Annotated in this window: 21 protein-coding genes; 10 read left to right on the top strand and 11 right to left on the bottom strand. The window is 74.4% G+C overall.

Annotated elements, in window-relative coordinates:
- Entirely contained in the window at window positions 1-489 is a 489-nt protein-coding gene (locus ACFYYJ_RS15020) for an SRPBCC family protein (RefSeq protein ID WP_385363266.1), read from the bottom strand.
- Between the two features lie 224 nt (window positions 490-713).
- Between ACFYYJ_RS15020 and ACFYYJ_RS15025 the strand changes: the two genes are divergently transcribed.
- Window positions 714-3,128 carry a hypothetical protein gene (locus tag ACFYYJ_RS15025; protein WP_389132768.1) on the top strand — a complete coding sequence of 805 codons (2,415 nt, stop codon included), beginning with the start codon at window positions 714-716 and terminating at the stop codon, window positions 3,126-3,128.
- Here the strand turns inward: ACFYYJ_RS15025 and ACFYYJ_RS15030 are convergent.
- From ACFYYJ_RS15030 to ACFYYJ_RS15050, 5 genes are all read right to left on the bottom strand, one after another.
- Window positions 3,079-5,526, bottom strand: a complete 2,448-nt coding sequence (locus ACFYYJ_RS15030; RefSeq protein ID WP_389132341.1) for a right-handed parallel beta-helix repeat-containing protein — start codon at window positions 5,524-5,526, stop codon at window positions 3,079-3,081. The genes ACFYYJ_RS15025 and ACFYYJ_RS15030 overlap by 50 nt on opposite strands.
- Window positions 5,527-5,626: 100 nt before the next feature.
- The gene (locus ACFYYJ_RS15035; protein WP_385131342.1) at window positions 5,627-6,238 is read right to left on the bottom strand and encodes a hypothetical protein; all 612 of its coding nucleotides are present in this window, start codon (window positions 6,236-6,238) and stop codon (window positions 5,627-5,629) included.
- 230 nt (window positions 6,239-6,468) lie between these two features.
- Complete coding sequence (locus tag ACFYYJ_RS15040) at window positions 6,469-7,293, bottom strand: MOSC domain-containing protein (protein ID WP_385363268.1); 825 nt, start codon at window positions 7,291-7,293, stop codon at window positions 6,469-6,471.
- A 52-nt stretch (window positions 7,294-7,345) separates the two neighbouring features.
- A complete protein-coding gene (locus ACFYYJ_RS15045) occupies window positions 7,346-7,876 on the bottom strand; it encodes a DUF6643 family protein (RefSeq protein ID WP_385131347.1) in 531 nt (176 codons plus the stop codon).
- Between the two features lie 256 nt (window positions 7,877-8,132).
- Entirely contained in the window at window positions 8,133-9,326 is a 1,194-nt protein-coding gene (locus tag ACFYYJ_RS15050; RefSeq protein ID WP_389132346.1) for a glycosyltransferase, read from the bottom strand.
- A gap of 116 nt (window positions 9,327-9,442) precedes the next feature.
- On the opposite strand from ACFYYJ_RS15050, the gene ACFYYJ_RS15055 reads away from it, so the two are divergent.
- The 3 genes from ACFYYJ_RS15055 to ACFYYJ_RS15065 all read left to right on the top strand — a co-directional run bounded on the left by ACFYYJ_RS15055 (window position 9,443) and on the right by ACFYYJ_RS15065 (window position 13,608).
- Window positions 9,443-10,183 carry a nucleotidyltransferase domain-containing protein gene (locus tag ACFYYJ_RS15055; protein WP_389132348.1) on the top strand — a complete coding sequence of 247 codons (741 nt, stop codon included), beginning with the start codon at window positions 9,443-9,445 and terminating at the stop codon, window positions 10,181-10,183.
- Window positions 10,184-11,087: 904 nt separating this feature from the next.
- Complete coding sequence (locus ACFYYJ_RS15060; protein WP_389132350.1) at window positions 11,088-11,879, top strand: glutamate racemase; 792 nt, start codon at window positions 11,088-11,090, stop codon at window positions 11,877-11,879.
- 118 nt (window positions 11,880-11,997) lie between these two features.
- Window positions 11,998-13,608: an ABC-F family ATP-binding cassette domain-containing protein gene (locus ACFYYJ_RS15065; RefSeq protein WP_389132352.1), complete on the top strand. Its 1,611-nt coding sequence runs from the start codon at window positions 11,998-12,000 to the stop codon at window positions 13,606-13,608.
- A gap of 375 nt (window positions 13,609-13,983) precedes the next feature.
- On the opposite strand, the gene ACFYYJ_RS15070 is transcribed toward ACFYYJ_RS15065, so the two are convergent.
- Window positions 13,984-14,568 carry a TetR/AcrR family transcriptional regulator gene (locus ACFYYJ_RS15070; protein WP_385133465.1) on the bottom strand — a complete coding sequence of 195 codons (585 nt, stop codon included), beginning with the start codon at window positions 14,566-14,568 and terminating at the stop codon, window positions 13,984-13,986.
- An 85-nt stretch (window positions 14,569-14,653) separates the two neighbouring features.
- Between ACFYYJ_RS15070 and ACFYYJ_RS15075 the strand changes: the two genes are divergently transcribed.
- Window positions 14,654-15,706, top strand: a complete 1,053-nt coding sequence (locus tag ACFYYJ_RS15075; RefSeq protein ID WP_389132355.1) for an FAD-dependent oxidoreductase — start codon at window positions 14,654-14,656, stop codon at window positions 15,704-15,706.
- 14 nt (window positions 15,707-15,720) lie between these two features.
- Here ACFYYJ_RS15075 and ACFYYJ_RS15080 read toward each other — a convergent pair whose 3' ends face one another.
- Window positions 15,721-16,191: a VOC family protein gene (locus ACFYYJ_RS15080; RefSeq protein WP_389132357.1), complete on the bottom strand. Its 471-nt coding sequence runs from the start codon at window positions 16,189-16,191 to the stop codon at window positions 15,721-15,723.
- A gap of 113 nt (window positions 16,192-16,304) precedes the next feature.
- Between ACFYYJ_RS15080 and ACFYYJ_RS15085 the strand changes: the two genes are divergently transcribed.
- The 4 genes from ACFYYJ_RS15085 (at window position 16,305) to ACFYYJ_RS15100 (ending at window position 20,401) form a co-directional block, all read left to right on the top strand.
- Complete coding sequence (locus tag ACFYYJ_RS15085) at window positions 16,305-16,820, top strand: hypothetical protein (protein WP_385133472.1); 516 nt, start codon at window positions 16,305-16,307, stop codon at window positions 16,818-16,820.
- A 43-nt stretch (window positions 16,821-16,863) separates the two neighbouring features.
- Complete coding sequence (gene lnt, locus ACFYYJ_RS15090) at window positions 16,864-18,489, top strand: apolipoprotein N-acyltransferase (protein WP_389132360.1); 1,626 nt, start codon at window positions 16,864-16,866, stop codon at window positions 18,487-18,489.
- A gap of 37 nt (window positions 18,490-18,526) precedes the next feature.
- Window positions 18,527-19,045, top strand: coding sequence for an NUDIX domain-containing protein (locus ACFYYJ_RS15095; protein WP_385365796.1), 519 nt, complete (start codon window positions 18,527-18,529; stop codon window positions 19,043-19,045).
- A gap of 108 nt (window positions 19,046-19,153) precedes the next feature.
- Window positions 19,154-20,401 (top strand): acyltransferase family protein, encoded by a 1,248-nt coding sequence (locus tag ACFYYJ_RS15100; RefSeq protein ID WP_389132363.1) that lies wholly within the window; start codon window positions 19,154-19,156, stop codon window positions 20,399-20,401.
- On the opposite strand, the gene ACFYYJ_RS15105 is transcribed toward ACFYYJ_RS15100, so the two are convergent.
- The 3 genes from ACFYYJ_RS15105 to ACFYYJ_RS15115 all read right to left on the bottom strand — a co-directional run bounded on the left by ACFYYJ_RS15105 (window position 20,398) and on the right by ACFYYJ_RS15115 (window position 24,253).
- Window positions 20,398-21,657: a MalY/PatB family protein gene (locus ACFYYJ_RS15105; protein WP_389132366.1), complete on the bottom strand. Its 1,260-nt coding sequence runs from the start codon at window positions 21,655-21,657 to the stop codon at window positions 20,398-20,400. The genes ACFYYJ_RS15100 and ACFYYJ_RS15105 overlap by 4 nt on opposite strands.
- A gap of 65 nt (window positions 21,658-21,722) precedes the next feature.
- Window positions 21,723-22,499: a trypsin-like serine peptidase gene (locus ACFYYJ_RS15110; protein ID WP_385133481.1), complete on the bottom strand. Its 777-nt coding sequence runs from the start codon at window positions 22,497-22,499 to the stop codon at window positions 21,723-21,725.
- A gap of 299 nt (window positions 22,500-22,798) precedes the next feature.
- Window positions 22,799-24,253, bottom strand: a complete 1,455-nt coding sequence (locus ACFYYJ_RS15115; RefSeq protein ID WP_389132369.1) for a hypothetical protein — start codon at window positions 24,251-24,253, stop codon at window positions 22,799-22,801.
- Window positions 24,254-24,413: 160 nt separating this feature from the next.
- Between ACFYYJ_RS15115 and ACFYYJ_RS15120 the strand changes: the two genes are divergently transcribed.
- Window positions 24,414-25,703 carry an ATP-binding protein gene (locus ACFYYJ_RS15120; protein WP_385365801.1) on the top strand — a complete coding sequence of 430 codons (1,290 nt, stop codon included), beginning with the start codon at window positions 24,414-24,416 and terminating at the stop codon, window positions 25,701-25,703.
- Window positions 25,704-25,867 lie beyond the last annotated feature (164 nt).

The raw sequence follows: 25,867 nt of genomic DNA on the forward strand, positions 1-25,867 counted from the left end.
CTACTGACCCGCCGCGCGCCGGGCGGCCAGGCGGGCGTCCAGAGCGCTGACCGCCTGGCGGAACGAGTGGCCCAGTCCCGGGCGGGCGAGGGTGAGGGCGAAGCGGAAGGCGGCGGGTCCGTCCGCGGCGAAGGTCCAGCGGACATGCGTGCCGGTCCCGTGGGGAGTCAACCGCCACTCCTCCAACAGGGCCTGGAGGCCCGGGGCGTTGGTCGTGTCCACCCGGTACGCGTAACGCCGCTCGGGATCCGCCGCCATGATCGTCTCGCCGAAGCGGACACCGCCCATCAGCTTGATCTCGCGGCCCGCGCCGCCGTGCGTGGGGCGGGCGAGCGTCACCGCCTTGAACCAGCGTGGCCAGCCCTCCACTTCCTCGGCGAGGGCCCGGTACACGTCCTCGGGCGCGGCGGAGACCTGAGCTGCGAAGACCAGCCGGACCGGTGCGTCCTCGATGAAGTCCAGCCCCACCGGGCGGAGTCGGCGAGCCATGGCGGTACCCCCTGGGGTGAGATCACTGTCGTGCGCGGCGACACCATAGCCGCACCCCGCGAAGAAGTCCGCACACTCAAGGCGTACATGTGGCCGAGGTGCCGGCGAGGCGCCCCGCCCGGCGGGATGCTGGTGTTCCCCGAAAGCGGAGGCCCGCCGTGCCGGACACGCCCCTTCCACCGCCACCCCTCGGCCGCGACGAGCCCCGCGTCGAGCGCCGGGACATGCGCCGCGACGACCGCCGGGCCGACGGCCCGGCCCCGGCCCCGGCCGTGCTCGCGTTGGAGCTCCTCGTGCACGGCGTGGCCGGCGCGTCACCCGGCGAGCTGCTCGGTGACCCGCGTACCGTGCGGGTCACCGGGGACTCCACCGCCGCCGTGTTCCGCCGCACCGAGGACGCCGACGCCGAGGCGCACCCCGAGCGGTACGCCGGGCGGCCCGTCCCCGAGGCCTACTGCTGGTCCCGGCTCACCTCCGGCAACGGCGCCCGCGCGCTGTGGCTGCTGCTCCTGCCCTTCATGGTGGCCAACCTCGCGCACTGGGCCCGCCCCGCCGGCACCTCGCCGCGCGCCGTGCGGACGTACGGGGTCCTCGTACGGATCCTCGCGCTCAGCCTGACCGTGCTGCTGATCGCGGCCGCCTGCGAGGTCGCGCTCGACCTGTTCGCCTGGCAGTGCGCGGGCGCCGGCTCCTGCGCGGGCTCCCGCTTCTCCTCGCTGAGCTTCCTCGCCCCCGGAGGCGGTTGGTGGGCCGAACCCGGCCGCCGCCTCGCGCTCGCGGCGCTGGTCCCGGCCGCCCTGACCGGGCTGCTCTGGTACCTGTCGAACCGCACCTGGAGCGCCTACGAGTCCCAGCCGCCGCCCGTCGGTTCGGCCGATCCGGACACCGCCTCGGACGCGGTACCCGCGCTCGGCCGGCCCGGATTCTGGTACGGGCGCCGACTCGTGGCCCGCCTGCGCGCCGCGCACACCGCCGCCGGGCTGCTCACCGTGGCGGTGGCCGTCTCCGTGCCCACGGCCCGCCACGACCGCGGGCCGGCCGGCGCACCCGTACTGGAATCGGTCGGCTGGGCCACCCAGGGGCTGCTCGCCGTCGCGGCCGCGGCCGTGGCCTGGGTCGTCTGCCGGCGCGGCCGCACCGAGGACCGGGCCGACCACCATCTCGACCGGGCCGCGGTCACCCTGCTGCCCGGGGCGGCCCTCGCACTGCTGGTCGCCGTCCTCGTGCACGCCTGCTGGGCACGCCCGGGCTGGACGTCCGCCGGACGGCTCCCCGGAGACCTCGCCTTCGGGGTGCTGATGCTGGGGCAGGGCTGCTGCGTGCTCGCGCTCGCCGCCGTCGCCCGGTACCTGCACCGCCGGGCCCCCGATCCGACCACCGCCCTGGGCGGCCTCGGCGGGCCCGCCGTCGGCATGCTCGGCTGCGCTCTCGGCGGGGTGATGTCGGGCGGCGTCGCCCAGCGCGTCGCCGACTGGCTGGACGGCGGCGCCGTCCCCGGAACACCCGGCGCCCCGCTGCCGGGGCCGCCCGTGCTGCTGACCTGGCAGGCCGCCGTCTTGCCGCCGCTGTTGCTCGTACTGGCCCTGCTCGCCGCCTGGTTCACGGTGCGCGGCGTCCGCGAGCGGCGCGGCCTGGCCGCCGGCATCGCCGCCGAATACCCCGGGGAGACACCGGACGGGCCCCGCAGCCGCCGCATCGCGGGGGCGCGGGCCGCCGCCGCGCTCACCGACTCCGCGCCCTGGTTCGTCGGGGCCGTCTCCGGGATCACCCTGCTGCTCGGTGCCGGAGCCCTCGCCGGGGCGTGGATCGGCGGCCGGGTCCCCTACGAGGCGGCGCGCGGCACCGGCCCGCTGCTGGAGACCGCCGCCCGCACCGCGCAGGACGCCGGGTCCTGGCTCATCGGCTTCGGCTTCGTCCTCTTCGTGGCCTGGGGCCGGCGCGCCTACCGGGACCCGTCGGCCCGCCGCACCATAGGGATCCTGTGGGACGTCGGCACCTTCTGGCCGCGCGCCGCCCACCCCTTCGCCCCGCCCTGCTACGCCGAGCGCGCGGTGCCCGACCTGACCTGGCGGATGACCGGCTGGACGGACCGCACCGGCGGACGGCTGGTCATCTCCGGCCACTCCCAGGGCAGCGTCCTCGCCGCGGCGGCCGTCTGGCAACTGCCCCCGCACGTCCGGCGCCGGGTGGCCCTGCTCACCTACGGATCCCCGCTCGCCCGGCTCTACGGCCGCTGGTTCCCCGCCTACTTCGGCCCGGGGCCGCTCACCGCGCTGCACGGCGACCTCGACTGCTGGCGCAACCTGTGGCGGGCCACCGACCCCATCGGCGGACCCGCGCTCCCCGGAGCGGGCCAGGGCGTGGACCGCGGCCCGCTCGCCGACCCGGTCGCCTACGGCCGCAGCGCCCGGTACCCGCTTCCCGCGCCGATCCTCGGCCACTCCGACTACCAGGCCGACCCGGCCTTCGCCGCCGAACGCGCCGCGCTGCTCGCCCGGCTCGACGAGGCCGCGCGGGCCGACGAAGCCGCGCGTGCCGGGGAGCCCCGCCCGGCGGTGGCCGGGGCCGTACCGGCCCAGGGGCCGGGGCTCAGCAAGGAGCGGGCAGGGCGGGCAGATCCGCCGGGAACAGCAGGGTGAGCTCGTCCGTACTCGGCTCGGACAGCTGCGCCACCCGCCCCGCGTGCCGCTCCACCATCGACTCGAAGGTCTGGCGCGCGGTGCGGCCGTTGCCGAACGCCGGGCCCTTGGGCAGCTCCGTGAAGTACGTCAGCAGCGCCTCGGACGTGCCCTCGCCGAGCCGGTACTCGTGCTCCTCCGCCTGCTGCTCCACGATCCGCAGCAGCTCGTCCGGCCCGTAGTCGCCGAAGGTGATGGTCCGTGAGAACCGTGAGGCGACGCCCGGGTTCACGGCCAGGAAGCGGTCCATCTCCGCCGTGTACCCGGCGACGATCACCACCACCGCGTCCCGGTGGTCCTCCATCAGCTTGACCAGGGTGTCGATCGCCTCGCGCCCGAAGTCCCGGCCCGAGTCCTCCGGGGCCAGCGCGTACGCCTCGTCGATGAACAGCACCCCGCCGCGCGCCCGGTCGAAGGCCTCCTGCGTACGGATCGCGGTGGAGCCGATGTGCTCGCCCACCAGGTCCACCCGGGACACCTCTACGAGATGGCCGCGCTCCAACACCCCCAGGGAGGCGAGGATCTCCCCGTAGAGCCGGGCCACCGTGGTCTTTCCGGTGCCGGGGGAGCCGGTGAAGACCAGGTGCCTGCGCACGGAGGCGGCCTTGAGGCCCGCCTGCTGACGCCGCCGGCCCACCTCGATCATGTCGGTGAGCGCGCGCACCTCGCGCTTGACGCTGTCCAGGCCCACCAGCGCGTCGAGTTGCCCGAGGGTCTCGCCCGAACCCCGAGGGGCCGCCCCGGGCCCGTCGTCCGGCTCGTGCGCCGGGCGCGGTACGGGCACCCGCGCCGACGCCGGTACGTCGACGCGCGCCGCCGTGACCGTACGGATCCCCGCACGCTCCCCGGCGAACGCGCCGACGGAGCCCGACTGGGCAGCCCGCCTGGTCCCCGACTCGTCGCTGGTGCAGTCCTCGACGGACGGCCCGTCCTCCGCGAACTCGTAACCCCCGCGCGCGCACCGCTCGGTGTGGCAGCGGGTCAGCGTGGTGCGGCAGCCGTCGATGACGTGGAAACCGAAGCCGGAACTGCCCTCCACCCGGCAGGCAGTGAACGTGCCCCGCCCACCCGCCGACACGTAGAACCCCGCCTCGGCGCTGGAGGTGACCGTGCACCGCTCCAGGGCGGGGTCGGCACCCTTGGTGACGATCACGCCGGTCTGCACGGAGTCGAAGGTGCAGTTGGCGAGGGTGCCGCCGCTGCCGTGGTCGCGGAACCAGGCGCCCGTCCCGGCCTCGCGGATCCGGCAGTCGTCCAGCTCGGCGACGGCCCCGTCGCTCACCGAGACGGCGGTGTTGCGCACCTGCGAGAGATCACTGTCGACCACGTCCACGCGCGAGCCCCGGTCCAGCACGAACAGCGCGTCCGGCACGTCGTGCACCCGGCAGGAGGCGAGGGAGGCGGTGGCCCCGTCGCTGATCCACACCGCCGGGTAGTCGCCCGTGCTGTCGTGGATCTCGCAGGCCTCGGCATCGACCCTGGTCCCCGGATCCCACACCGACAGGCCGTTGCGGCCGAACCGGCGGACCGTGGTGCGGCTGAGGGTGAGCACCGAACGGGACCGCAGATCGACCGCGTTCTCCGGGATGTCGTGGATGTCGCAGCCCGCCAGCGTGAGCACGGCGTCGGTGTCGAGGGTGACCCCGTCGGCGGAGGTGCGGTGCACCGAGCAGTCGGTGAGCCGGGCCGAGGCCCGCGCGGCGATCTGCACCCCGGCGCCCTTGATCTCGTACACCTCGCAGCCCAGCGCGTCCAGGCCCGAACCCTCGCCGGTGATGCCGATGCCCGCGCCCGTGGCGTGGTGGATCCGGCAGCGCTCCAGCCGGGGTCGGCCGCCGTCGCGCACCGAGACGCCGGCCTGCCCCGCGGCCACGACCTCGCACTCCTCGAACACCCCGCCGCCGCCGTCCAGTACGGCGATCCCGACGCCGGTCGGATTCTCCACCGTGCACCGCCGCACCAGGGGCCGGGCGCCGGAACCGCGCACCTCGATGCCGGACGCCGAGTGGGTGCTGACCCGCAGATCGGTGAGCTCGGGCGAGCCGTCCTCGACCAGCAGCGCGGGCGTCGCCCGGTCCTGGCCCTCCAGGTGCAGGTCCTGCACCACGGCCGAGGCGCGCACGGTCAGGGCGACCCCGTCGAGCGGGGCGATCCGCACCGACCCCAGCCCGCCCTCGGGCCCGCGCAGGGTCACCGCGTGCTCCAGCACCAGGTTCTCCCGGTAGGTGCCGGGCGAGACCGTCAACACGTCCCCGTCGCCCGCGACGGCGAGCGCGGCGGCCAGCGTCGGATACTCGCCGGAGCGGCGCCGCCACCGCGAAGTCCCGCCGTGCGTCACCTGGACCGTGCCCTGAGCCATGGTGCTGTCGTGCCCCCGCCCTCGTACTCGCCGATGCCGATCCGATCGATCCGGTCCGGCCGCCCCACCGTAGCGCGCGCGGCGCCGCTGGGTGGCCAGGTCAACTGCCGGCGCCCGCCCGGCCCCAATCCGGACCGGCGGCCGCCCAGGCGCGGTCCAGACGTATGTACCGCCGATGCATGAGCCTGCGTACGACCAGCCGGCGCACCGTCTCCACCAGCGCGGCCGAACCGATCGCGATCGCCAGCCCCGCCACTCCCGCGTGCAACGCGGCGGAGGAGGGATCGAGCGGCTGCCCCACCAGGCGGCCGCGCCCGTCCGTCCAGATCCGGAAGCGGTCGCCGGGCCGAGGCGGTTCCTCCGCCGCAGGCACGGTGCCCTGGTGGCTGGTGCCGTCGGGAGCCGTCCACGAGGCCACGATCTGCGTCCGGTGCGGAGCCGTGCGCTGCGCCGACGGATCCGCCGACGAGCCCGCGGCCGGCTCGGGGGCCGGCCGGAGCACGACCGCCGCCACGAGGTGCCGCTCCTGCTGCTGTTCGTGCGCGGCGCGCTGCAAGGTCCCGTCGACCTTCAGGCCCGCGACCCAGCCGAGGGCCGGAGCCACGACGAGGAGGCACACGAGCGCGGCGAACGCCACCCACGCCTCGAAGAGATCGGTCGGACGCCGCAGCGGATTGCGCCGCCAGCGCCACACACCCATTGCCGTCCACACGGTTTGGCTCCCCCTGCCCCGCGAGCTTCGCCTGTCTGCGCGTACAAGCCTCCCGCACCCCCCGGTAACGCGCATTCCGGGACGCACGAGACATGTGGTCACCCGATCCGGTGCCATCCCGTCACCGGGTGCCCACCTGTCTCGACTGATCCAACGGCGTGGTCGGGCCGGTTGGTTCCAGTCGGGGCGAGGCTCCCCCCGAAGGTGTCATTCCGGGGGGTCTGAGCGGGTCATTCGAGGATGCGGACCTCGTCGCCGACGCGTACGGTCCCCAGCCGCACCGGCACCAGCTGCCGCCCGAAGGCCAGCGACTTGCCGATCCGCCGGTGCTTGGCGAGGGTCTTCAGCGGCTCCTTGCCGCGTTCCGCGGTCCGCTGGTCGGTGGTGGTCACGACGCACCGGCCGCATTCGCGGACCCCGCGGAACTCGGCGTCGCCGATCGCCAGGCGCCGCCAGCCGTCCTCCGCCCACGCCTCCGCGCCGGCGACCACCACATTGGGGCGGAAACGGTTCATCGGCAGCGGACCCTCCTCGGGATGGTCCCCCCGGGCGATCAGCGCGTTGAGCGCCTCCAGCGAGGCTAGCGTGGTGAGCAGCAGCGGATAGGCGTCGGCGAGGCTCACGGTCTCGCCCGGCAGCGCGTAATCCGGGTCCACGGGTCGGCGCACGGCCGGATCGTCCATGTACGCGAGCCGCACCGGCACCCCGAGGTACTCGCCGAACCAGGCGGCCGCGGCGTCGGCCGCGATCACCGTCTCGATCTTCTGCCCGAACAGCACGACCGGCTCCAGCGGCCCCGGTCCGGGCGCCTCCACCACCAGCTCCGCCATGCCCGGCGCGCACACGGCTATCCGTCCGTCGCCCACCGGACGGGCCGACGCCAACGCCAGCCGCGGCTGCTGGCGTTGGGTGATGACCATGCCCTCGGTGTCGACCAGCGCCCACCGCCGGTCCCCGGACAGACCCCACGGCTCCACGGCCACCGCGTCGGGGGCGGTACCCGCTACTGATTTGACGGGATGGACGTGGAGCGCATGGACACGCAAGTTCGACATGGGGGCATACTGCCAGCCCCGTCGGCTGTCCATGCAACTGTCGCGGGATCGGTCAGTAGCCGCGCCCCTGGTACGGGCGGCCGTACGGGTCCTCGTACGAGGCGCCCTGGACCGGTGCGGGCACCTGAACCGGAACCTGCATCGGGCGCGGCGCGGCCGGACGCATGGCCTCGTAACCGGTGGTCGTGGAGACCGGGCGCGGCGGCTGCAGCTGGGGCTGCGGCACGAACCCGGCGCGGGCGCCGACCGGCTGCTGCTGCGGGATGTACGGCGCGGGCGCGTTCTGCAGCGGCATCGGCTGCGCGGCGGCCTGCTGCGGGTACGGGTACCCGTACGCGGGGGCCTGCTGCTGGGGCGTCGCCGGGGGGAGGGCGGCCGGCAGGGCGGGCAGCGCGGAGGCGAGGGCCGGGAGGTACCCGCCGCTCGAATACCCGGAACTCGGGGAGTCGTAGGCGGCCGGAACGCGGATCGGAGCGATCTGCGGAGTGCCGCGTTCGGCGACGAGGGAGTCGTAGATGGGGGTGTCCGGGAAAGAGGGCGCGGAGTAGTAACCGCCGCCATAAGTGGAGCGGGGGGAGGTCATGGGACCTAAGTTAAGCCCACGACTTCACCGGGTCCATAGCGAGGTGTCACCAACCCCCCTCTGACCTGCATATTCGCAGGTCAGAGCCCCACCTTTCACTTGACGTTCACGTGCACGATTCGCCACGTCCGCACCGCCTTGTCCCACTCGTCCTCACCGGTTGTGTGGTGCACCGATTTGCTGTTGACGGAGCGTCACGCGTCGGTGACCTCGGATGACGTTGGTTTTGGCCCCAGTTCGTAGGTGTTTCCCTGTTTCAGGCATCGCTGGGGCGGGCATAGGTACGGCCCTTCCAGGCGGCTCCGCGTCCCCGGTAGTGCTGGACGGCCGAGTCGACCGTCATCAGCAGGTACAGGAACGCGGTGAACGGCAGCAGCGGCGCGAGCACCACCGGCAGGCGGTGGTAGCGGAGCATCGGCAGGTAGGTGCCCGCCATCAGCAGCCAGGCCAGACCGCCGGCCCAGGCGACCGCCGCGTGCCCGGTGGCGAGCCCGCCGAGCAGGGCGACCGACGGCACGAGGTACACGAGCACCAGCCCCGCCACGGTGCCGGCCAGCACGAGGGGCCGGTGACGGAGTTGCGCGTACGCGCTGCGCGAGACCATCCGCCACAGGTCGCCGAGCACGGGATACGGGCGCACGCTGTCGACCCGCTCCGCGAGCCCGAGCCAGATCCGGCCGCCGGACCGCTTGACGGCGCGCGCGAGGGACACGTCGTCGATGACGGCCTGCCGGATGGAATCGGGCACCCCGGCCTTCACCGCGGCCCCGGTGCGCAGCAGCACGCAGCCGCCGGCCGCCGCCGCGGTGCGGGCGCCCGGGCGGTTGACCCGGCGGAACGGGTAGAGCTGCGCGAAGAAGTACACGAAGGCCGGTACGACGAGCCGCTCCCAGAAGCCCACCACGCGCAGCCGGGCCATCTGGGAGACGAGGTCGAGGTCGGCGGAGGTCGCGGCGGCGACCAGCTCGCGGAGGCTGTCGGGCTCGTGCGCGATGTCCGCGTCGGTGAGGAGGAGGAAGTCCGGCTCGGCGGGATGCGCGGTGCGGGCGTGCGCGATGCCGTGGCGCAGCGCCCAGAGCTTGCCCGTCCAGCCGGGGGCGGGCTCGCCGGGGGAGACGACCGTGAGCGGCAGCCCCGGCTGCTCGCGTGCCAGCTCCAGCGCGAGGGCGGCCGTGCCGTCCGTACTGCCGTCGTCCACCAGCACCACCTCGGCCTCGCCGGGATAGTCCTGGGCGATCAGCGACGGCAGGCTGCGGGGGAGCACCTCGGCCTCGTCCCGGGCGGGCACGACGATCGCCACGGACGGCCAGCGGGCGGGGGCGGTGTGGGGTTCCGGGAGCCGGACGTCGGTACGCCAGAACATGCCCTGGGCGAGCGTGAGCCAGAGCCAGGCGGCGAGGGAGGCGAAGGCCGCGCCGGTGGCGGCGTCGGCGGCGGTGAGGGGGCCCATGTCGGCAGTGTGCCGGGCCCTGCGGGGCGTGTCGTGGACCTGGACGCGCCGGGGTGGCGGCGGTGGCGGTGGGAAACCGGGTCGTTCTTGATCACTTGGTCTGCCACCCTGACCGGATGGATACAGACCCTGTGGAGCAGGCGCGGCGGCTTGCCGGTGAGCTCTTCCCGGACGCGCTCTCCGTGATCCTCGCCGGATCGACGGCGGCCGGGCGCGTCACCGCCACCAGTGACCTGGACATCGCCGTGCTGGTGGCCGACGGCGGCGAGACGTACCGGGAGACGATCCGGTACGAGGGGCGGCTGGTGGAACTCTTCGTCCACACCCGCACCGGACTCGGCGAGCTCTTCGCGGCGGACATCGCCACGCGGCACGGGGTGATGCAGAACATGTACACCGCGGGGCGCGTCCTCGTGGACGTGGACGGCGGGGCGGGGCAGGCCCGCGCGCTGGCCGAGGCCGACCTCCGGGAGGGGCCGCCGGGGCTGGATCCGGAGACGGTCGAGAGCAAGCGGTACGCGCTGACGGACGCGCTGGACGACCTCGGCGACGCGGGTGACCGGGCGGAGCGGATCGCGGTGGCGTCGGTCGTCCTCGGGGGCGCCGCCGAACTGCTCCTGGACCACCACCGGGCGTGGACCGGCGGCGGCAAGTGGCTGCCGAGGCGCTTGCGGGCGGCGGACGCGCGGCGCGGGGGTGCGCTGGTGGACGCGCACCTCCACCTGTGCGAGTCCGGGGATCCGGCGGCGTTGCTCGTGGCGGCCGGGGAAGTCCTGGACCTGGTGGGCGGCCCCCTCCGCGAGGGCTACCGCCGCACGTGGCGGAACCCTGCGGCGCCCGAGCCCGCGCGGCGCTGAGCCGATGCCCTGGCCGGGCGTTGCGGGGGCGGGGTGGTGCTCTGTGCCTTTGCCGGTGCCCGTGCCTTCGGCGGTGCCCGTGCCTTCGGCGGTGCCCGTGCCTTCGGCGGTGCCCGTGCCTTCGGCGGTGCCCCGCGACGGGAGTGTGCCCGGCCGGGGTGCGGTCTCCCTCCGGTGGTGTCCTGAGGCGGTTCCCCCCCGTGCGGGGCCGGTCGGGTGGGGCGGTGCCCCGGCGGAGTGTCTCCTCGTCCTCGCGCCCGAGGGCACCGCTTCGACGGTCAAGGGTGGTTGCGCGCTCGCCCTGCGGGGACACTCCGCCGTGTCCCCGCCCCACGGGCACTTCCCTCAGGGGGCGCGAGGTCGGCTTCGACGGGGCGCGCGGCGGGCTTCGTCAGGCCGGGGGATGGGCGGTGTCCCGCACGGATGCTCGGCCGGTTGAGGGGAGTGGGGACGGGCCGGGGTGTCCCCGCGGGACGAGCGCGCCACCACCCTCGGCCGTCGAAGCGGTGCCCTCGGGCGCGAGGACGAGGAGACACCCCGGCGCGGCCCCGCGGAACCGACCCTCCGGCCATGGATCCACCGAAGCGAACCCCCCTGAACCCCCGACTCCGCAGGGACGCGGCTGCGCCGAAGCGATCCGTACGCCGCCGAGCCCCGCCGGGAACCGGCCCCGCCGCAGTGGCCCCGTACCGCCGAGCCGCACAAGGACCCGGCTGCGCCGAAGCGATCCGTACGCCGCCGAGTCCCGCCGGGAACCGGCCCCGCCGCAGTGGCCCCGTACCGCCGAGCCGCACAAGGACGCGGCTGCGCCGAAGCGATCCGTACGCCGCCGAGTCCCGCCGGGAACCGGCCCCGCCGCAGTGGCCCCCGTACCGCCGCGCCCCGCAGGGATTAAGGTGGCGGGGTGAAGATCGCCCTCATGGACTCCGGAATCGGCCTCATCGCGGCGGCCGCGGCGATGCGGCGGCTGCGGCCGGACGCGGATCTCGTCCTGTCCTCCGACCCCGACGGGATGCCCTGGGGGCCGCGTACCCCGGCCGACCTCACCGGGCGGGCGCTCGCCGTGGCCCGGGCCGCCGCCGCGCACCGTCCGGACGCGCTGATCGTGGCCTGCAACACCGCCACCGTGCACGCCCTGGACGCCGTGCGGGCCGAGCTGGAGCCCGGCATCCCCGTCATCGGAACCGTGCCGGCGATCAAGCCCGCCGCCGCGGCCGGCGGCCGCGTGGCCATCTGGGCCACCCCCGCCACCACCGGCAGCCCCTACCAGCGCGGGCTGATCCGCGACTTCGCCGCCGGGGCCAGGGTCACCGAGGTGCCCTGCCCCGGTCTCGCCGACGCCGTCGAGGCGGCGGACGACGAGGCCGTGGCGGCCGCCGTCGCCGCCGCGACCGCGCTGACCCCGCCCGACGTCACCGACGTGGTGCTCGGCTGCACGCACTACGAGCTGGTCGAGGCCCCGATCCGGGCCGCCCTCGACGAGCGGACGCGGGGAGCCGGGTACGTCTTCCACGGCTCCGCCGAGCCCGTCGCCCTGCAGGCGCTGCGCCGTCTCGGGGTCGGGCCGGCGCCCGAGCTGCCCCGCACGGGCGGACTGACCGTCCTGCGCAGCGGGCGAGAGGAGAACCTCCCCGCCGCCGCGCTCGCGTACGCCGAAGGCCGGCTGCTCGCGGGTCACCGCGCACCCGTCGGGTAGCCCCGGCCCCCACCCATCGGCGAGACGAAACGTCTTGCGTGATGTCGCCAAGGCGTCTACCTTTACCCGCATAACGAGACGGTACGGTTCGTCTCGTAATTAGGGAAAGGGATCGCCCTTGCGTGCTCCACTCGCCTCGACCCAGATCGTCCTGTCCGAGGTCACCAAGAGCTACGACACCCACGTCGTCCTGGACCGCGTCAGCGTCACGGTCCGGCCCGGCGAGCGGGTCGGTGTCGTCGGTGACAACGGCTCCGGCAAATCCACCCTGCTCCGGCTCCTCGCCGGACGGGAGCGGCCCGACCGGGGGGAGGTCACCGTCACCGTGCCCGGCGGCATCGGCCACCTCGCGCAGACCCTCGACCTCCCGCCGTCCGCCCGCGTAGGCGACGCCGTCGACCTCGCGCTCGCCGACCTGCGCGCGCTGGAGCGGCGGATCCGGGCCGCGGAATCCGTACTGCACCTCGCCGGTCCCGAGGAGCTCGCCTCGTACGCGGCGCTCCTCGACGCCCATGAGGCGCGCGGCGGCCGCGACGCCGAACGACGCGTCGCGACCACCCTGCGCCACCTCGGCGAACGCGCCGGGCTCGACCCGGACCGCCGGCTCGGCACCCTGTCGGGCGGTCGGCGATCCCGCCTCGCGCTCGCGGCCGCCCTCGCCTCCGAGCCGGAGCTCCTGCTGCTCGACGAGCCGACCAACGACCTCGACGACGAGGCGGTCGGCTGGCTGGAGGAGCGGCTGCGCGGCCACCGCGGCACCGTCATCGCCGTCACGCACGACCGGGTCTTCCTCGACCGCGTCACGACCGCGATCCTGGAGGTGGACCAGGGCCGTCGGACGGTCAGCCGCTACGGCAACGGCTACGAAGGGTTCCTGACCGCCCGCGCCGCCGAACGGGCCCGCGGGCAGCGGGAGTACGACGAGTGGTGCGAGGAGGTCCGGAGCGCCGAGAGGCTCGCCGACGCCAACATCGGCCGGTTCGCGGCGATCCCGCGCAAGCTGCCCCGCGGCTTCAGCGGAGCCGGCGCGTTCCGCGCCCGGTCCCGCGGCCACGGCGCCGCGAGCCGGATCCGGGCCGCCCGCGAACGACTGCACCGGTTGACGGAGAACCCGGTTCCGCCGCCCCCGCGACCGCTCGCCTTCACCGGCCGGTTCGCCGAGGGCTCCGCCGGGGTGGTGGAGCTGGCCGGCGCGGGCGTGCCGGGGCGGCTCGGACCGGTGTCGCTGACGCTCGTCCCGGGGGAGCGGCTCCTGGTCACCGGGCCCAACGGGGCCGGCAAGTCGACCCTGTTGCACCTGCTGGCGGGGGAGTTGGAGCCCGCGTGGGGTCTCGTACGCACGCCGGCGCGGGTGGGGCTGCTCCGACAGGACGACCCCTGGGCGCAGGAACCGCGCTCCGTGGTCCAGGTGTTCGGCGAGGAAGCCGCCGAACAGGCCGCCGCACACGGCCTGCTCGCCCGCGAGGACCTGGGCCGGCCGCTGCACACCCTCTCGTCCGGGCAGCGCCGCAAGGTCGAGCTGGCGGGGCTGGTGGCGCGGCCGCTGGACCTGCTGCTGCTCGACGAGCCCACGAACCACTTGGCGCCGGCGGTGGTGGAGGAACTGGAGGCGGCCCTTGCCGATTTCGGGGGGACCCTGGTCGTGGTGACCCACGACCGGCGGGTGCGGGGGGCGTTTGCGGGGCGGCGGCTGGAGCTTCGGCGCGAAGTGGCCACCGTTGATTGCTGAGCCCCGTGACACCCCCGCGCCGTCGGGGTCGGGTGTGCGGTGGGGCGCCCCCGCAGGGCGTCGAACGCACCACGTCTTGCATGTCCGCTGCCGCTTCCCGTTCGACGCCCGAGGAGGTGTCCCGGCGCGCGCCCGCCCCCGACGGCCCCCGGTGCCGCCCGGGCCAGGGGTGCCGCTGCGCGGGGCCGGTCCCCTACCCGCCCTTCCACCGTTCCCCGGGGCTCCGCCGCGGACCCCGGTCCTCAAACGCCGGACGGGCTGACAACCCGCGGCTCAAACGCCGGGCGAACCAGCCGCGTCTGACGTGAGGCAGCAGCCAAATCCAGCCCCGCCGGCGTTTGAGGCGCGGGGTGCGGGGCGGAGCCCCGGTAGTGGTCAGGGGCTTTCCCCCGCGCACACGGCGGCCAGCAGTTCGCGCGTGAAGCGGTCCAGGTCGTCCAGGCCGGCCGCCGTCAGCGCGCCGGGCGCGCCCGCCAGGAGGTGGGGGATCGCGCCGTGCAGGGCGAGGGTCAGGGCGCGGGCCGTCCGCGGTCCGGAGGGCAGGCCGGCCGCGCGCAGCAGATGGGCGTGGGCCGTGAAGTCCGAGGCGCCGATCGGGTCCAGCAGGGCCGCCAGCCAGGGCCGCCGCGTGGACTCGGTCTGGAGTTCCATGTAGGCGACCATCCGCGGACGCCCGGGCCCCGCCACGTTGCGGAGCAGCCCCGCGAGCAGGACCGCCAGCTCTTCGGCGTCGCCGGGCGGGGGTCCGGCGGTCAGGGCCAGGTACTGCTCCAGGCAGCGCTCGGCCACGGCACGCAACAGCGCGTCGCGGGTCGGGAAGTAGTTCTTGGCCGTGCCCGTCGGCACGTCGGCGGCGGCGTCGACGGCCCGGTGCGTGAGGCCGCGCCCGCCCGACTCGGCCAGTACGGCGACGGCCGCGTCCCGCAGCCGGTCCCGTCGGCCCTGGTTCCCCTGGTTCACCTTGTCAGCATAACCACAGCCGTGGTACCACAGATGTAGTACCACGGCTGTGGTGGTATTCGGGTACTCGCTGAGGGGAGACAGCATGAGCGCCAACCGCGGTACGGCCCTCGTCGTCGGCGCCGGAGTCGGCGGACTCGCCACCGCCATCGGACTGCGCAGGGCCGGCTGGGAGGTCGCCGTCCTGGAGCGGCGCGCGGCACTCGAACGCTACGGAACCGCCTTCGGCATCCACCCCGGCGCGCAGGCCGCCCTCGACCGCCTCGGCCTCGGCGACGCGCTGCGGGCCCGCGCGGTCCCGTACCGCGACGCGCGGATCCGGCGGCCCGACGGCACGGTCCTCGCCGCCCTTCCGCTCGAACGGATCGAGCGGAAGGCGGGCAGGCCCGAGCTCCTCATCGCCCGTCCGTACCTGATCGACGCCCTGGTCGCCGAGTTCGACCGGCTCGGCGGCGCGCGGATCGCCTACGGGCAGGCGCTCGCCGAACCGGTCGAGGTGCCGCCCGGCGTCGACCTGTTCGTCGGCGCGGACGGCATCAACAGCGCCGTCCGCACCGCGTACTTCGGCCGCGCCAGCGCTCCGCGCAGCATCGGAACGGTCGCCTGGATCGGCATCGCCGGATTCGAGACGGGCGTGTACGGCGAGACCTGGGGCGCGGGCCGCTTCTTCGGCATGACCCCCGTCGAGCCCGGCCGCACCAACTGGTACGCCGCCGTCCCCGAGGCCACCACCGCCGAGGAGCTGCGCGACGCCTTCGCCGGTTGGCACGATCCCGTCCCGCGCGTCCTCGCCGATACCGACCCCGCGACGTGGATCCGGTACGAGATGCGCCACCTGTACCCCGCGCTCCCCGCCTTCACCGCCGTCGGCCGGGTCGCCCTCGTCGGCGACGCCGCCCACGCCATGACGCCCAACCTCGGCCAGGGCGCCTGCACCGCCCTGCTCGACGCGGAGGCCCTGACCCGCGCGGTGGCCGGGCACGGACGGACGGGACTGGCGGGGGCGCTGCGCGCCTACGACGCCGAGCGGCGCCGCAGCGCGCAGCGCGTGGCCTTCGCCTCGCGGAACCTGCACCGGTTCGTGAGCGCCCGCCGCCCGGCCCTGCGCGACGCGTTCGTGGGCCTGCTCCCCGGCTGACCCCGAAAGCCCCGCTATCCGAGCCGCCGCGCCATCTCCTCCCCGGACACCTCCTCCAGGTGGGTCAGGAACACCCACAGGTGCCCGGACGGATCCCGCAGGATGGCGGTCCGGTCGCCGTGGAACCGGTCCGCCGGCTCCTGCACCAGCTCCGCGCCGGCCGCCACCGCGGTCCGGGCGAGCGCGTCCACGTCCGGTACGAACACGTGTAGCGCGACCGAGGTCCCGCCCAGGGCCGAAGGCGGGGAGAACGGGCCCTCGGAGGTGTCGCCGAGCATCATCACCGCCCCGCCGATCCGGATCTCGGCGTGCAGCACCCCGCCCCCGGGGGCGTCGAGCCGGAACTCCTCGACGGCGCCGAAGGCCCGGACGTAGAAATCGATCGCCGCGGCGGCGTCGGCCACCATGATGTGCGGCACCACAGCCGTGCGGTAGCGCGCGGGTACGCCGTTGCCTGCTGTCTCGACTGCCTGGTGAGTGGTCATGCCGGGACCGTAGGACCTCGAGTTTGGTTGAGGTCAAGCGCGGGCAGGCGCGCATCGCGGCACGTGGGCGAGAGGTGGTGGCGCCGGTGCGGAACGTGAGTACGCTGCTCAACATGACGGTGCACACCCCGGGCCCGCGCTGGACGGGCCGGGCCTCCAACCGCGTGCAGTGGCTGCTGGCGGCGGCCGGTGCGGCCTGTCTGGCGCTCGGCGCGGAACTGGCCGTCGACAACGCCTGGACCTCCGGCTACGTCCCCCTGCTCATGTCCGTGATCGGCTGCCTCGCCGCGGGACTGCTGATCCTCTTCGGGACCCTCGCCTTCGTACACGTCGCCGTCACCGTCGACGCCGAGGTCTTCGAAGTGCGCTGCGGCCACATGGGGCTGCCCCGCCGCAGGATCCGGCTCAGCGATGTGGCCTCGGCCGAGTTCGTCCCCCGGATCACCCCGCAGCAGTGGGGCGGCTGGGGCTACCGCTGGCGCCCGGAGAAGGGCACCGCGGTCATCGTCCGGCGCGGCGAAGGCGTGGAACTGAGACTCGGCGACGGAAAGCTGTTCACGGTCACCGTCGACGACGCGGAGAACGCCGTCCGGGTCATTCGCACCCACCTCCGTGCCCTCGCCCGATAGGTCCTTACCTGCGCTTTGACCGAGGGGACGTACACTCCGCCAAATGAGCAGCAGTGTCACCCGCACGGCCGGGAACGAGCCCGTGAAGCCCGCCGACCCGGCGGGCGCGGCCCCCGGCGCCCACGGCGGAATCCTCTCCCGGATGGGGCCGCGCACGTCCCTGTGGCTGGTGCGGGCCCCGCTCGCGGCGCTCGCCGGCGTGCTGCTCTACCTCAGCTTCCCGCCCCGCCCCCTGTGGTGGCTGGCCCCCCTCGCCCTCGCCCTGCTCGCCGGCTGCCTGCACGGCCGCCGCGCGCGGGCCGGCTTCGGCCTCGGCTTCCTCACCGGGCTCGGCTTCATGCTGCCGCTCCTCGTGTGGACCGGCTCGGAGGTCGGCCCGGTGCCCTGGCTGGCCCTCGCCGCCGTCGAGGCCCTCTTCGTCGGGGTCACCGGCCTCGGCGTCGCCCTCGTCGGCCGGCTCCCCGCCTGGCCGGTCTTCGCCGCGGCCGTCTGGGTCGCCGGCGAGGCCCTGCGGGCCCGGATCCCCTTCGGCGGCTTCCCCTGGGGCAAGCTCGCCTTCGGTCAGGCCGACGGGATCTTCACCCCGCTCGCCGCCCTCGGCGGCACCCCGCTGCTCTCCTTCGCCGTCGCCCTCTGCGGATTCGGTCTGTACGCGGCCCTGCGCGCGGCCCGCGAGCACCCCGGCCGCGCCACCGCCGCCGTCGCCGCGCTCAGCGTCGCCGCCCCCATCGGCGCCGGGCTCGCCGCCCGCCCGCTGGTCTCCGACTCCGCCGAGGACGGCAAGGTCGTCGCCGCCGTCATCCAGGGCAACGTCCCGCGCCTGGGCTTCGACTTCAACGCCCAGCGCCGCCAGGTCCTGGACAACCACGTCAACCGGACCATCGAGCTCGCCCAGGACGTCAAGGCCGGTCGCGTACCCAAGCCCGACTTCGTCGTCTGGCCGGAGAACTCCTCCGACCTCGACCCGTACACCGAGCCCGACGCCTACGCCGCCATCGAAAGCGCGGTCCAGGCGATCGGCGTGCCCGTCGCCATCGGCGCCGTCGTCGCCCCGGAGACCGGACCGCTGCGCAACACGATGATCCTGTGGGACCCGGTCAAGGGCCCCACGGACACCTACGACAAGCGCAAGATCCAGCCCTTCGGCGAGCGGATCCCGATGCGCTCCTTCGTCCGGCTCTTCAGCTCGGACGTGGACCGGGTGCGCCGGGACTTCGGCCCGGGCAAGGACCCCGGCGTCTTCGACATGGCCGGCAGCCGCGTCGGCATGGTCACCTGCTTCGAGGCCGCCTTCGACGACGCGGTCCGCTCCACCGTCCGCGACGGCGCCCAGGTGATCGCCGTACCGAGCAACAACGCCACGTTCGGCCGCACCCAGATGACGTACCAGCAGCTCGCCATGGACCGGATCCGCGCGGTCGAGCACAGCCGTGCCGTCCTCGTCCCCGTCACCAGCGGGGTCAGCGCGGTCATCCGCCCCGACGGCAAGATCGTCCGGCAGACGAAGATGTTCACGGCGGACGCCCTGGTAGAGGAGATCCCGCTGCGTTCCACCGAGACCCCCGCCACCCGGCTGGGGCCGCTCCCCGAGTACGTCCTCCTGCTGATCGCGGCGGGCGGTTTCGGCCTGGTCCTGACCCGCCGCATCCGCACGCGCCGCGCCGCCTGACGCCGGAACGACGCCCCCGGCCTCGTAGGGTCGGGGGATGACCACACCCGATTTCATCCGCGAGATCCGTGCCACCGCCGGGCACCGACTGCTCCTGCTGCCCGCCGTCACGGCGATCGTCTTCGACGACCGGGGCCGGGTCCTGCTCGGCCGGCGCTCCGACAACGGGCGCTGGTCCGTCGTCGGCGGGATCTGCGAGCCCGGTGAGCAGCCGGCCGAGACCGCCGTGCGCGAGGTCCACGAGGAGACGGCCGTGCGCTGCGTCCCCGAACGGGTGGTCCTCGTGCAGATGCTCGCTCCGATCACCTATCCCAACGGTGACGTCTGCCAGTTCCAGGACATCACCTTCCGCTGCCGCGCGACCGGCGGCGAGGCCCGGGCCAACGACCACGAATCCCTGGAGGTGGCCTGGTTCGCGGTGGACGAGCTGCCGCCGATGGAGCGGTTCTCCCTGTTCCGGATCGAGCAGGCCCTGCGTGACGAGCCCACGTGGTTCGAGCCGTTCGAGATGTCCGCGGAGGAACCGGAGGGCGAACTCCAACTGAACGCGGAGTGAGGCGTCCCTCGCCCCGCCCGACCCCGTGAGACGTCCGTGAGCGCGCTAGAGTTCCGCAGATCCGCCGCAAGATTCGGACAGTTGTACGTACCAGGGGGCGTTCCAGGGATGAGTGTGCGCAGTTCGGACGCAGGGCCGGAGCCGATACCGAGCGGCCGGACGCGTGCCGGAGCACCCGGCGGGACGCCGGCCGGGACGTCGTCCGGGTCGTCCGGGGCGCCCGCCGGACGGCTGGCGATCCTCGACGGCGTCCGGGTGCTCGCCGCGCTGGCCGTGCTCTTCTACCACTACGTCGCCCTCGCGAGCGCCTGGGGCGAGGCGACCGAAGGCGTCTTCCCGATCGCCCGCCACTTCGCCGTCTACGGCTGGCTCGGCGTCGAGATCTTCTTCCTCGTCAGCGGCTTCGTCATATGCATGAGCGCCTGGGGCCGCAGCGTGGGGGAGTTCGCGGTGTCCCGCGTCTCCAGGCTCTTCCCCGCCTACTGGGCGGCCGTCGCCCTCACCTCGCTCGTGCTCCTCGGCTGGCCCGAGGTGCGGAAGGCCGCGGGGTTCACCGACATCATGGTGAACCTGTCGATGGTCCAGGGCGGCCTCGGAGTCCCGCACGTCGACGACGCGTACTGGACCCTCTTCGTCGAGCTCAAGTTCTACGTACTGTTCGCGATCGTCGTCATGAGCGGTCTGACCTACCGCAACTGCGTGCTGTTCTGCGGGATCTGGACCCTGGCGGGCGTGGTCGCGCCCACCGCCGACAGCGGCCTGCTGTCCTTCTTCGCCGTCCCGTCCGCCTCCCCGTACTTCATCGCCGGGATCGCCTTCCACCTGATGCGCCGCTTCCGGCCGAACGCCGTCCTGTGGGCCCTCGTCGTGGCCCAGTTCCTCATCGCGCAGCACCACGTGAAGGCCCGGATGATCTCCAGCCTCGGCCGGGGCGTCACCGCGCACACACCGGAATGGCCCGCGCACGTGATCATCCTGCTCGGCTTCCTCGTGATGGCGGGCATGGCGCTCGGTGCCTTCGACCGCGTCCGCTGGGGCTGGCTCCCGCACGCGGGGGCGCTCACGTACCCGCTCTACCTGATCCACATGATGGCCGGGCTGACGCTCATCCATCACTTCCGCGACCGGGTGCCTCCCGTACCCCTCGTCCTCGGCGTGACCGCCGTCATGCTCGCGGTCGCCTGGGTCGTCCACCGGCTCGTGGAACGTCCGCTGGGACGCGTGCTGCGCAGCAGCCTGCGCCGCGGGATGCAGGACATCCGCTCCGGCACCCCGACCCCGTCCCGGCCCACGCTCGACTGCCTTCCCGCGCAGTCCTCCGCCCCCGAGGCCGAACGCGTCCCCGCCGTCCGCTAGGCCACCGGGTCCTCGACTTCCGCCAGCGCGCGTCCCATCCGGGCCACCGCTTCGCGCAGGATCGTCGGCGAGGTCGCGAAGTTGAGGCGTACGCATCCGGCGCCGCCCGTGCCGAAGACGTGCCCCGAGCTCAGGGCCACGCGGGCCCGGTCGAGGAACAGCCTCGCCGGTCCCGCGATGTCGGCGACCACGCCGGGGCCGTCGCGCGGCTCGTCGTCGTGGAGGCCCAGCGCCGTGCAGTCCAGCCAGGCCAGGTACGTGCCCTCGGGCGGGACGTGGCCGATGCCCGGCAGGTGCTCCTCGACCAGCGCGCCCAGCAGACCGCGGTTCGCGTCCAGCCCCGTGAGCAGCTCGTCGAGCCACTCCCCGCCGTCCCGGAACGCCGCCGTGTGCGCCAGGACCCCCAGATGGCTGGGGCCGTGGCCGACCTCCTCCGGCATCCGGCGCAGATCGTCCGCCGACTCCGGGCCCGCGACGGCCACGGCGGCCTTGAGGCCGGCCAGGTTCCAGGCCTTGGACGCGGACATGACGCAGAAGCCGTCCTCGGCGCCGGGCACGCTCAGGAACGGGGTGAACCGGGCCCCGGACAGCACCAGCGGGGCGTGGATCTCGTCGGAGACCACCCGCACGCCGTGCCGCCGGGCCAGCACGGCGACCGTTTCCAGCTCCGCACGCGTATGGACCACACCGGTCGGGTTGTGCGGGTTGCTCAGCAGGAGCGCCGCCCGGCGGCCCCCGCGCCGGGCGCGGACGAAGGCGTCCTCCAGCGCGCCGGGATCGATGCGCAGGTCCGGGCCGAGGGGCGCTTCGACCACCTCCCGGCCGTCGTGCGCGACGAAGGCGTAGAAGGGCGGGTACACGGGGGAGCAGACCACCACCGCGTCGCCGGGACCGGTGATCAGGCGCAGCAACTCGACGATGCCCAGCATGACGTCGGGGGTGATCGCGGTGTCCTCGATCCGGATGCCGTCCCAACCCCAGCGCTTCGCGGCGAAGGCCGCCAGGGCCTCGGCGTACGCGGTGCCGTGGGGATAGCCGGTGTCGCCCCGGTCGATCGCCCGGTGCAGGGCCTCGGCCACGGGAGGCGCGAGGGGCACGTCCATCTCGGCCACCCACAGCGGGAGGACGTCCGCGGGATGGGTGCGCCACTTCATGCTGGTGCGCCGGCGCAGTTGCTCCAGGGACAGCCGGACCAGCGGATCGGTCCGGCCGTCGTCCTCGGAAACGGAGGGCCTCGGGTTCCTCGGCTGGCTCATGCCCACAGACTGCCCGCTGCGGCGCCCCGCGCAACCGGTACCGCGTCAGCGCGACAGGTACCGCGTCAGCCGGCGTCGGCCGCCTCCCGGTACAGCTCGACGGCCTGGTCCCCCATGACCGCGCTGTAGGAGATCTCCGGTACCGATCCGCCGCCCTCGTACCCGCCGAGCACCCCGGCCAGCGCGCCGTCCACCAGCCACGGGCTGCCGCTGGTGCCACCGGTGAGGTCCGGGCAGCCGATCCGGCGCTGGGTCTGCGAGAGAAGCGCGGTGGTGTTCGCGCACCGCAGCGGGGTCTCCTGGGTGCGCGGGTAGCCGATCACCGTCACCGTGGCGTCGTCCGGCTGTTCCGCGGCGACCGGGAAGCCGCCCACCCGGTCCTCGACCGCCCCGCCCGGCCCCCCGTCCGCGGGGGCGACCGTCGCGAACGCGATGTCCGCGTCCGGGTCCTGGCCGGTCTTCCAGCCCTCGGCGACGTAGACGCCGGTGATCCGCCACAGCCCGTACGGGGCCTTGCCTTCGCGGTAGCCCGGCGCGAAGAAGGTGGAGTCCGGGTCGCCCACGCAGTGCGCGGCGGTGGCGATCACGTCGTGGTCGTCGCTCCGCACCACGGCCGCGGTGCAGAAGTGCCCGCCGTCGAGTCCGCCCGTGAAGAGGGCGCCCACCCGGTCCGCCGCTGCGTCGGGCAGGGCCTCGGCGGTGACGCCGAGCGGTGCGCCGGCCACGGCGTCGGGCACGTCGACGCCGATCAGTGCGGCCATGGCCGCCAGGGCGAGCAGGATCCGGGACGCCCGCCGCGCACGGGTGCGCCGGGCCGGTCGGTGGAGCGTTCGGTGGATCATGCCCCCACCCTGCCTGCCCGACCTTTGCCCGGAGCCCGGTATTCCGTATGAATACGCTGTGAATCCCGTGGACCCCCGGTGAAATCCGGACCGTAGGAAACGCCAGGCGGGAAGCAGGACCCGGAAGGGAGGGCTAGGGCCTGTCTTTTGGATCAGGCCGGATCAGGGAGCGGGGCCTGGCACGCACGCTCGCCGCGTTGTCGTCGGTCGCCAACGCTCCGCGTTGACTCCCTCCTCCGCCTTGCGATCGCACGCACCAGGCCCCGCTCCCTGATCCGGCCTGATCCAAAAGACAGGCCCTAGGAGCGCCGCTCGTACACCGTCACCCGGCGGCCGCGCAGCTGGCGGTCCTCCACCGCCGTGAAGTGCTCCCGCAGGACGGCGGCCTTCGTCTTGTCCCGTTCCGCCGACGGGGCCTTCGCGACCTTCGCCGAGTCCGTCACCAGGAGCACGCGCCGCCGGGTGAGCATCGCCGCCCTGATCCGCGCCGGGTCGGACTCCTCGCCCTTGAGGGTGGCCGAGGCCACCGGGGTCCGCGCGAGCGCGATGTCGTCCAGGCCCGTGAAGTCGCCGGGGGAGACCAGCGCCGTGTCACGTCGAGCGGCGGGTACGAAGAGCACCGCGTCCCCGTCCTCCTTCAGCCGGGCCACCTCGCCCGCCACCGCCAGCACGTCGTCCACCCGGCTCGCCGGGGCCCGCTTGCCCAGCTCCACCGGCAGCAGGGCCAGCACCGCGACCCCGATCACCCCCGGCACCAGCAGGGCCGACGTCCTCGGGAAGTGTGGAGCGCAGGCCCGTACCGCGGCCCCCAGGGCGGCCCCGATCAGCAGGGCCAGGCCCACCATGCCGAACAGCACGTACCGGTCGAGAAACAGCGGCTGGACCAGCGACAGCCCGATCAGCCCGAGCTGCGGCACCGCCAGCAGCGGCAGCCCGACCGCGGCCGCCGACACTCGGGACCGGTCCGGCCGGTCCGCCCACGCCCCGAGGGCGCCGATCGCCAGCAGGATCCCCGGACCGATCAGCATGTGCCAGGTCAGCGGCGGTATCCACGACACCTGGTCGGACTGGGTCCGGCTGAACAGGACCAGCGGCAGCGCCCCCGCCACCGCACCCGTGCCGTACGCCGCCCAGCGCAGCCACACACCGCGCCCGGCCCGCACCCACCACAGGGTCACCGCGTGCGCGGGCAGGATCAGCAGCGACAGCCAGTTCAGCAGGGCGCACACCAGCACCGTGATCCCGTACGCCGTCCAGCGCGGCCACGCCCTGCGCCCCGGGCCGCCGTCCAGGAGCGACACCAGCAGCAGCGTCGACACCGCGGCCCCCGCCGCGACCAGCGCGTACGGCCTGCCCTCCTGGAGGTAGAACTGGACCGCCGGCAGCAGCCCGAGCGCCAGTCCGCCGCCGAGCCCCGCCCAGAAACCGGCGAGCCGCCGCCCGATCAGCGCCACGCAGGACGCGGCGGCCGCGACGGCCAGCACCGAGGGCAGCCGCAGGGTGGTCGTACTCGCGCCGAAGACCTCGAAGAGGCCGTGCATGAGGAAGTAGTACAGCCCGTGGACGGCGTCCACGTTCGCGAGCATCTCCGCGATCCGGCCCGCCGGGCGCCCCGCGACCTGCCAGGTCGCCGCCTCGTCCCGCCACACGCTGTCCTGCCGTGACAGCCCCCACAGACCCAACGCCAGGGTCCAGAGGAAGGGAGCGATCCATATGAGCGGCCCACGTCGGGCCGCGGTTATGTGGCAAAGCATGAAGGCGCTGGAATCCTCGGTCTGGCGTTCGGGCGGAAAGCACCAGTCTATGGACGACACGGACGGTTTCCGGACCGCCTGTTGTGCACGGAGGTGCGTGATCGGCCGGCCCCCTGGCCCCTAGCCTCGCCGCAGGAGCACGAACGAGGGGCGGTACCCGGTGAACTGGCTCATCCACGACTACCGCGAGAGCGATCTCGCAGCGGTGGTCCACCTGATCGACACCACGGCGGAACTCGGCCAGGAATCCGTCTTCTCGCTCGCCGAGTGCATCAGCGCCCTCACGGACCGGCAGCCCTGCGTGGTCGCCGTCCACCAGGGCGTCCCGATCGGCGCGGCCCTCGCCTGCGTCACCGGCGAGCGGGCGTGGGTCATGCGCATCGCGATCGCCTCCGGCTGGCGCGGCCGGGGCCTGGCCAGCGCCCTGCTCGTGGAGCTGGAACGGCGCCTCATCGCCGCCCGCGTCGGCCGCATCGCCTACGTCCTGCCCGAGGAGGACCTCCTCGGCGAGGGACTGCTGAACGCCGGGTACACCCGGCAGCCGGCGGTCGCCTACTTCGAGAAGACCGAGCCGCTGCACGGACCGGCGGCAGGCCTCCTCGACGACCTCGGCGGCCGTTTCCTCCCCAACGACCTGTGGACCAAGGTCGCCGGGATGGAGAAGGAGAAGGACCTCATCGAGCGGCGCGTGGTGCTGCCGCTGGCCGAGCCCGAGCGGGCCGCCGCCCACGGAGTGCGGCCGCCGCGCGCCATCACCCTCTTCGGCCCGCCCGGCACCGGCAAGACCACCTTCGCCCGCGCCATCGCCTCCCGGCTCGGCTGGCCCTTCGTGGAACTGCTGCCCTCCCGGCTCGCCGACGGCGGCAACCTGGCCACCGCGCTGCGCGACGCCTTCGCCCGGATCTCCGAACTGGAGCGGGTGCTCGTCTTCATCGACGAGGTCGAGGAGATCGCCCCCGTGCGCAGCGAGCCCGCACAGCCCGGCGGGATGCACGGCGTCACCAACGAACTGCTCAAGCTGATACCCGGCTTCCGCGAGGGCGACGAGCGCCTGCTGGTGTGCGCCACCAACTCCATCCGCTCCCTCGACCCGGCCTTCCTGCGGCCGGGACGCTTCGACTACCTGATCCCGATCGGCACCCCGGACGCCGGGGCCCGCGCCGCGATCTGGTCGCGGTACACGGCCGGGCGCGCGGACGTCGACGTCACGGCACTGGTCGAGGCGACAGAGCTGTTCACGCCGGCCGACATCGAGCACGCGGCGCGCATCGCCGCCCAGGTGTCCTTCGAGCGGGACCTGGAGGCGGTGGGCGCGCGGGGCGCGGCGGCCTCGCAGCTCGGCGCGACCACGGCGGACTACCTGGAGGCGGTCGCGCAGTGCCGGCCGACGGTGACCCCGGCCATGACGGGCGAGTTCGAGGCCGACATCACGGCCCACGCCCGCTTCTGAACTCCGTCCCCCGGTTGCGGCGGGGGACGGGTGCGCAAGTGGCCCGCGGTCGCTCCCCAAAGCGACCGCGGGCCTCCCGCGCGGACTTGGCATCCATGCGGGACGGCCACGCTCCGGTTGGGGTGTTCGCCGGCTGGAACGTGACGCGCATCGGTGCCGGAGGG

This window comes from Streptomyces sp. NPDC002467 (genome assembly GCF_042889825.1).
In the GTDB taxonomy this organism is placed as follows: Bacteria; Actinomycetota; Actinomycetes; order Streptomycetales; family Streptomycetaceae; genus Streptomyces.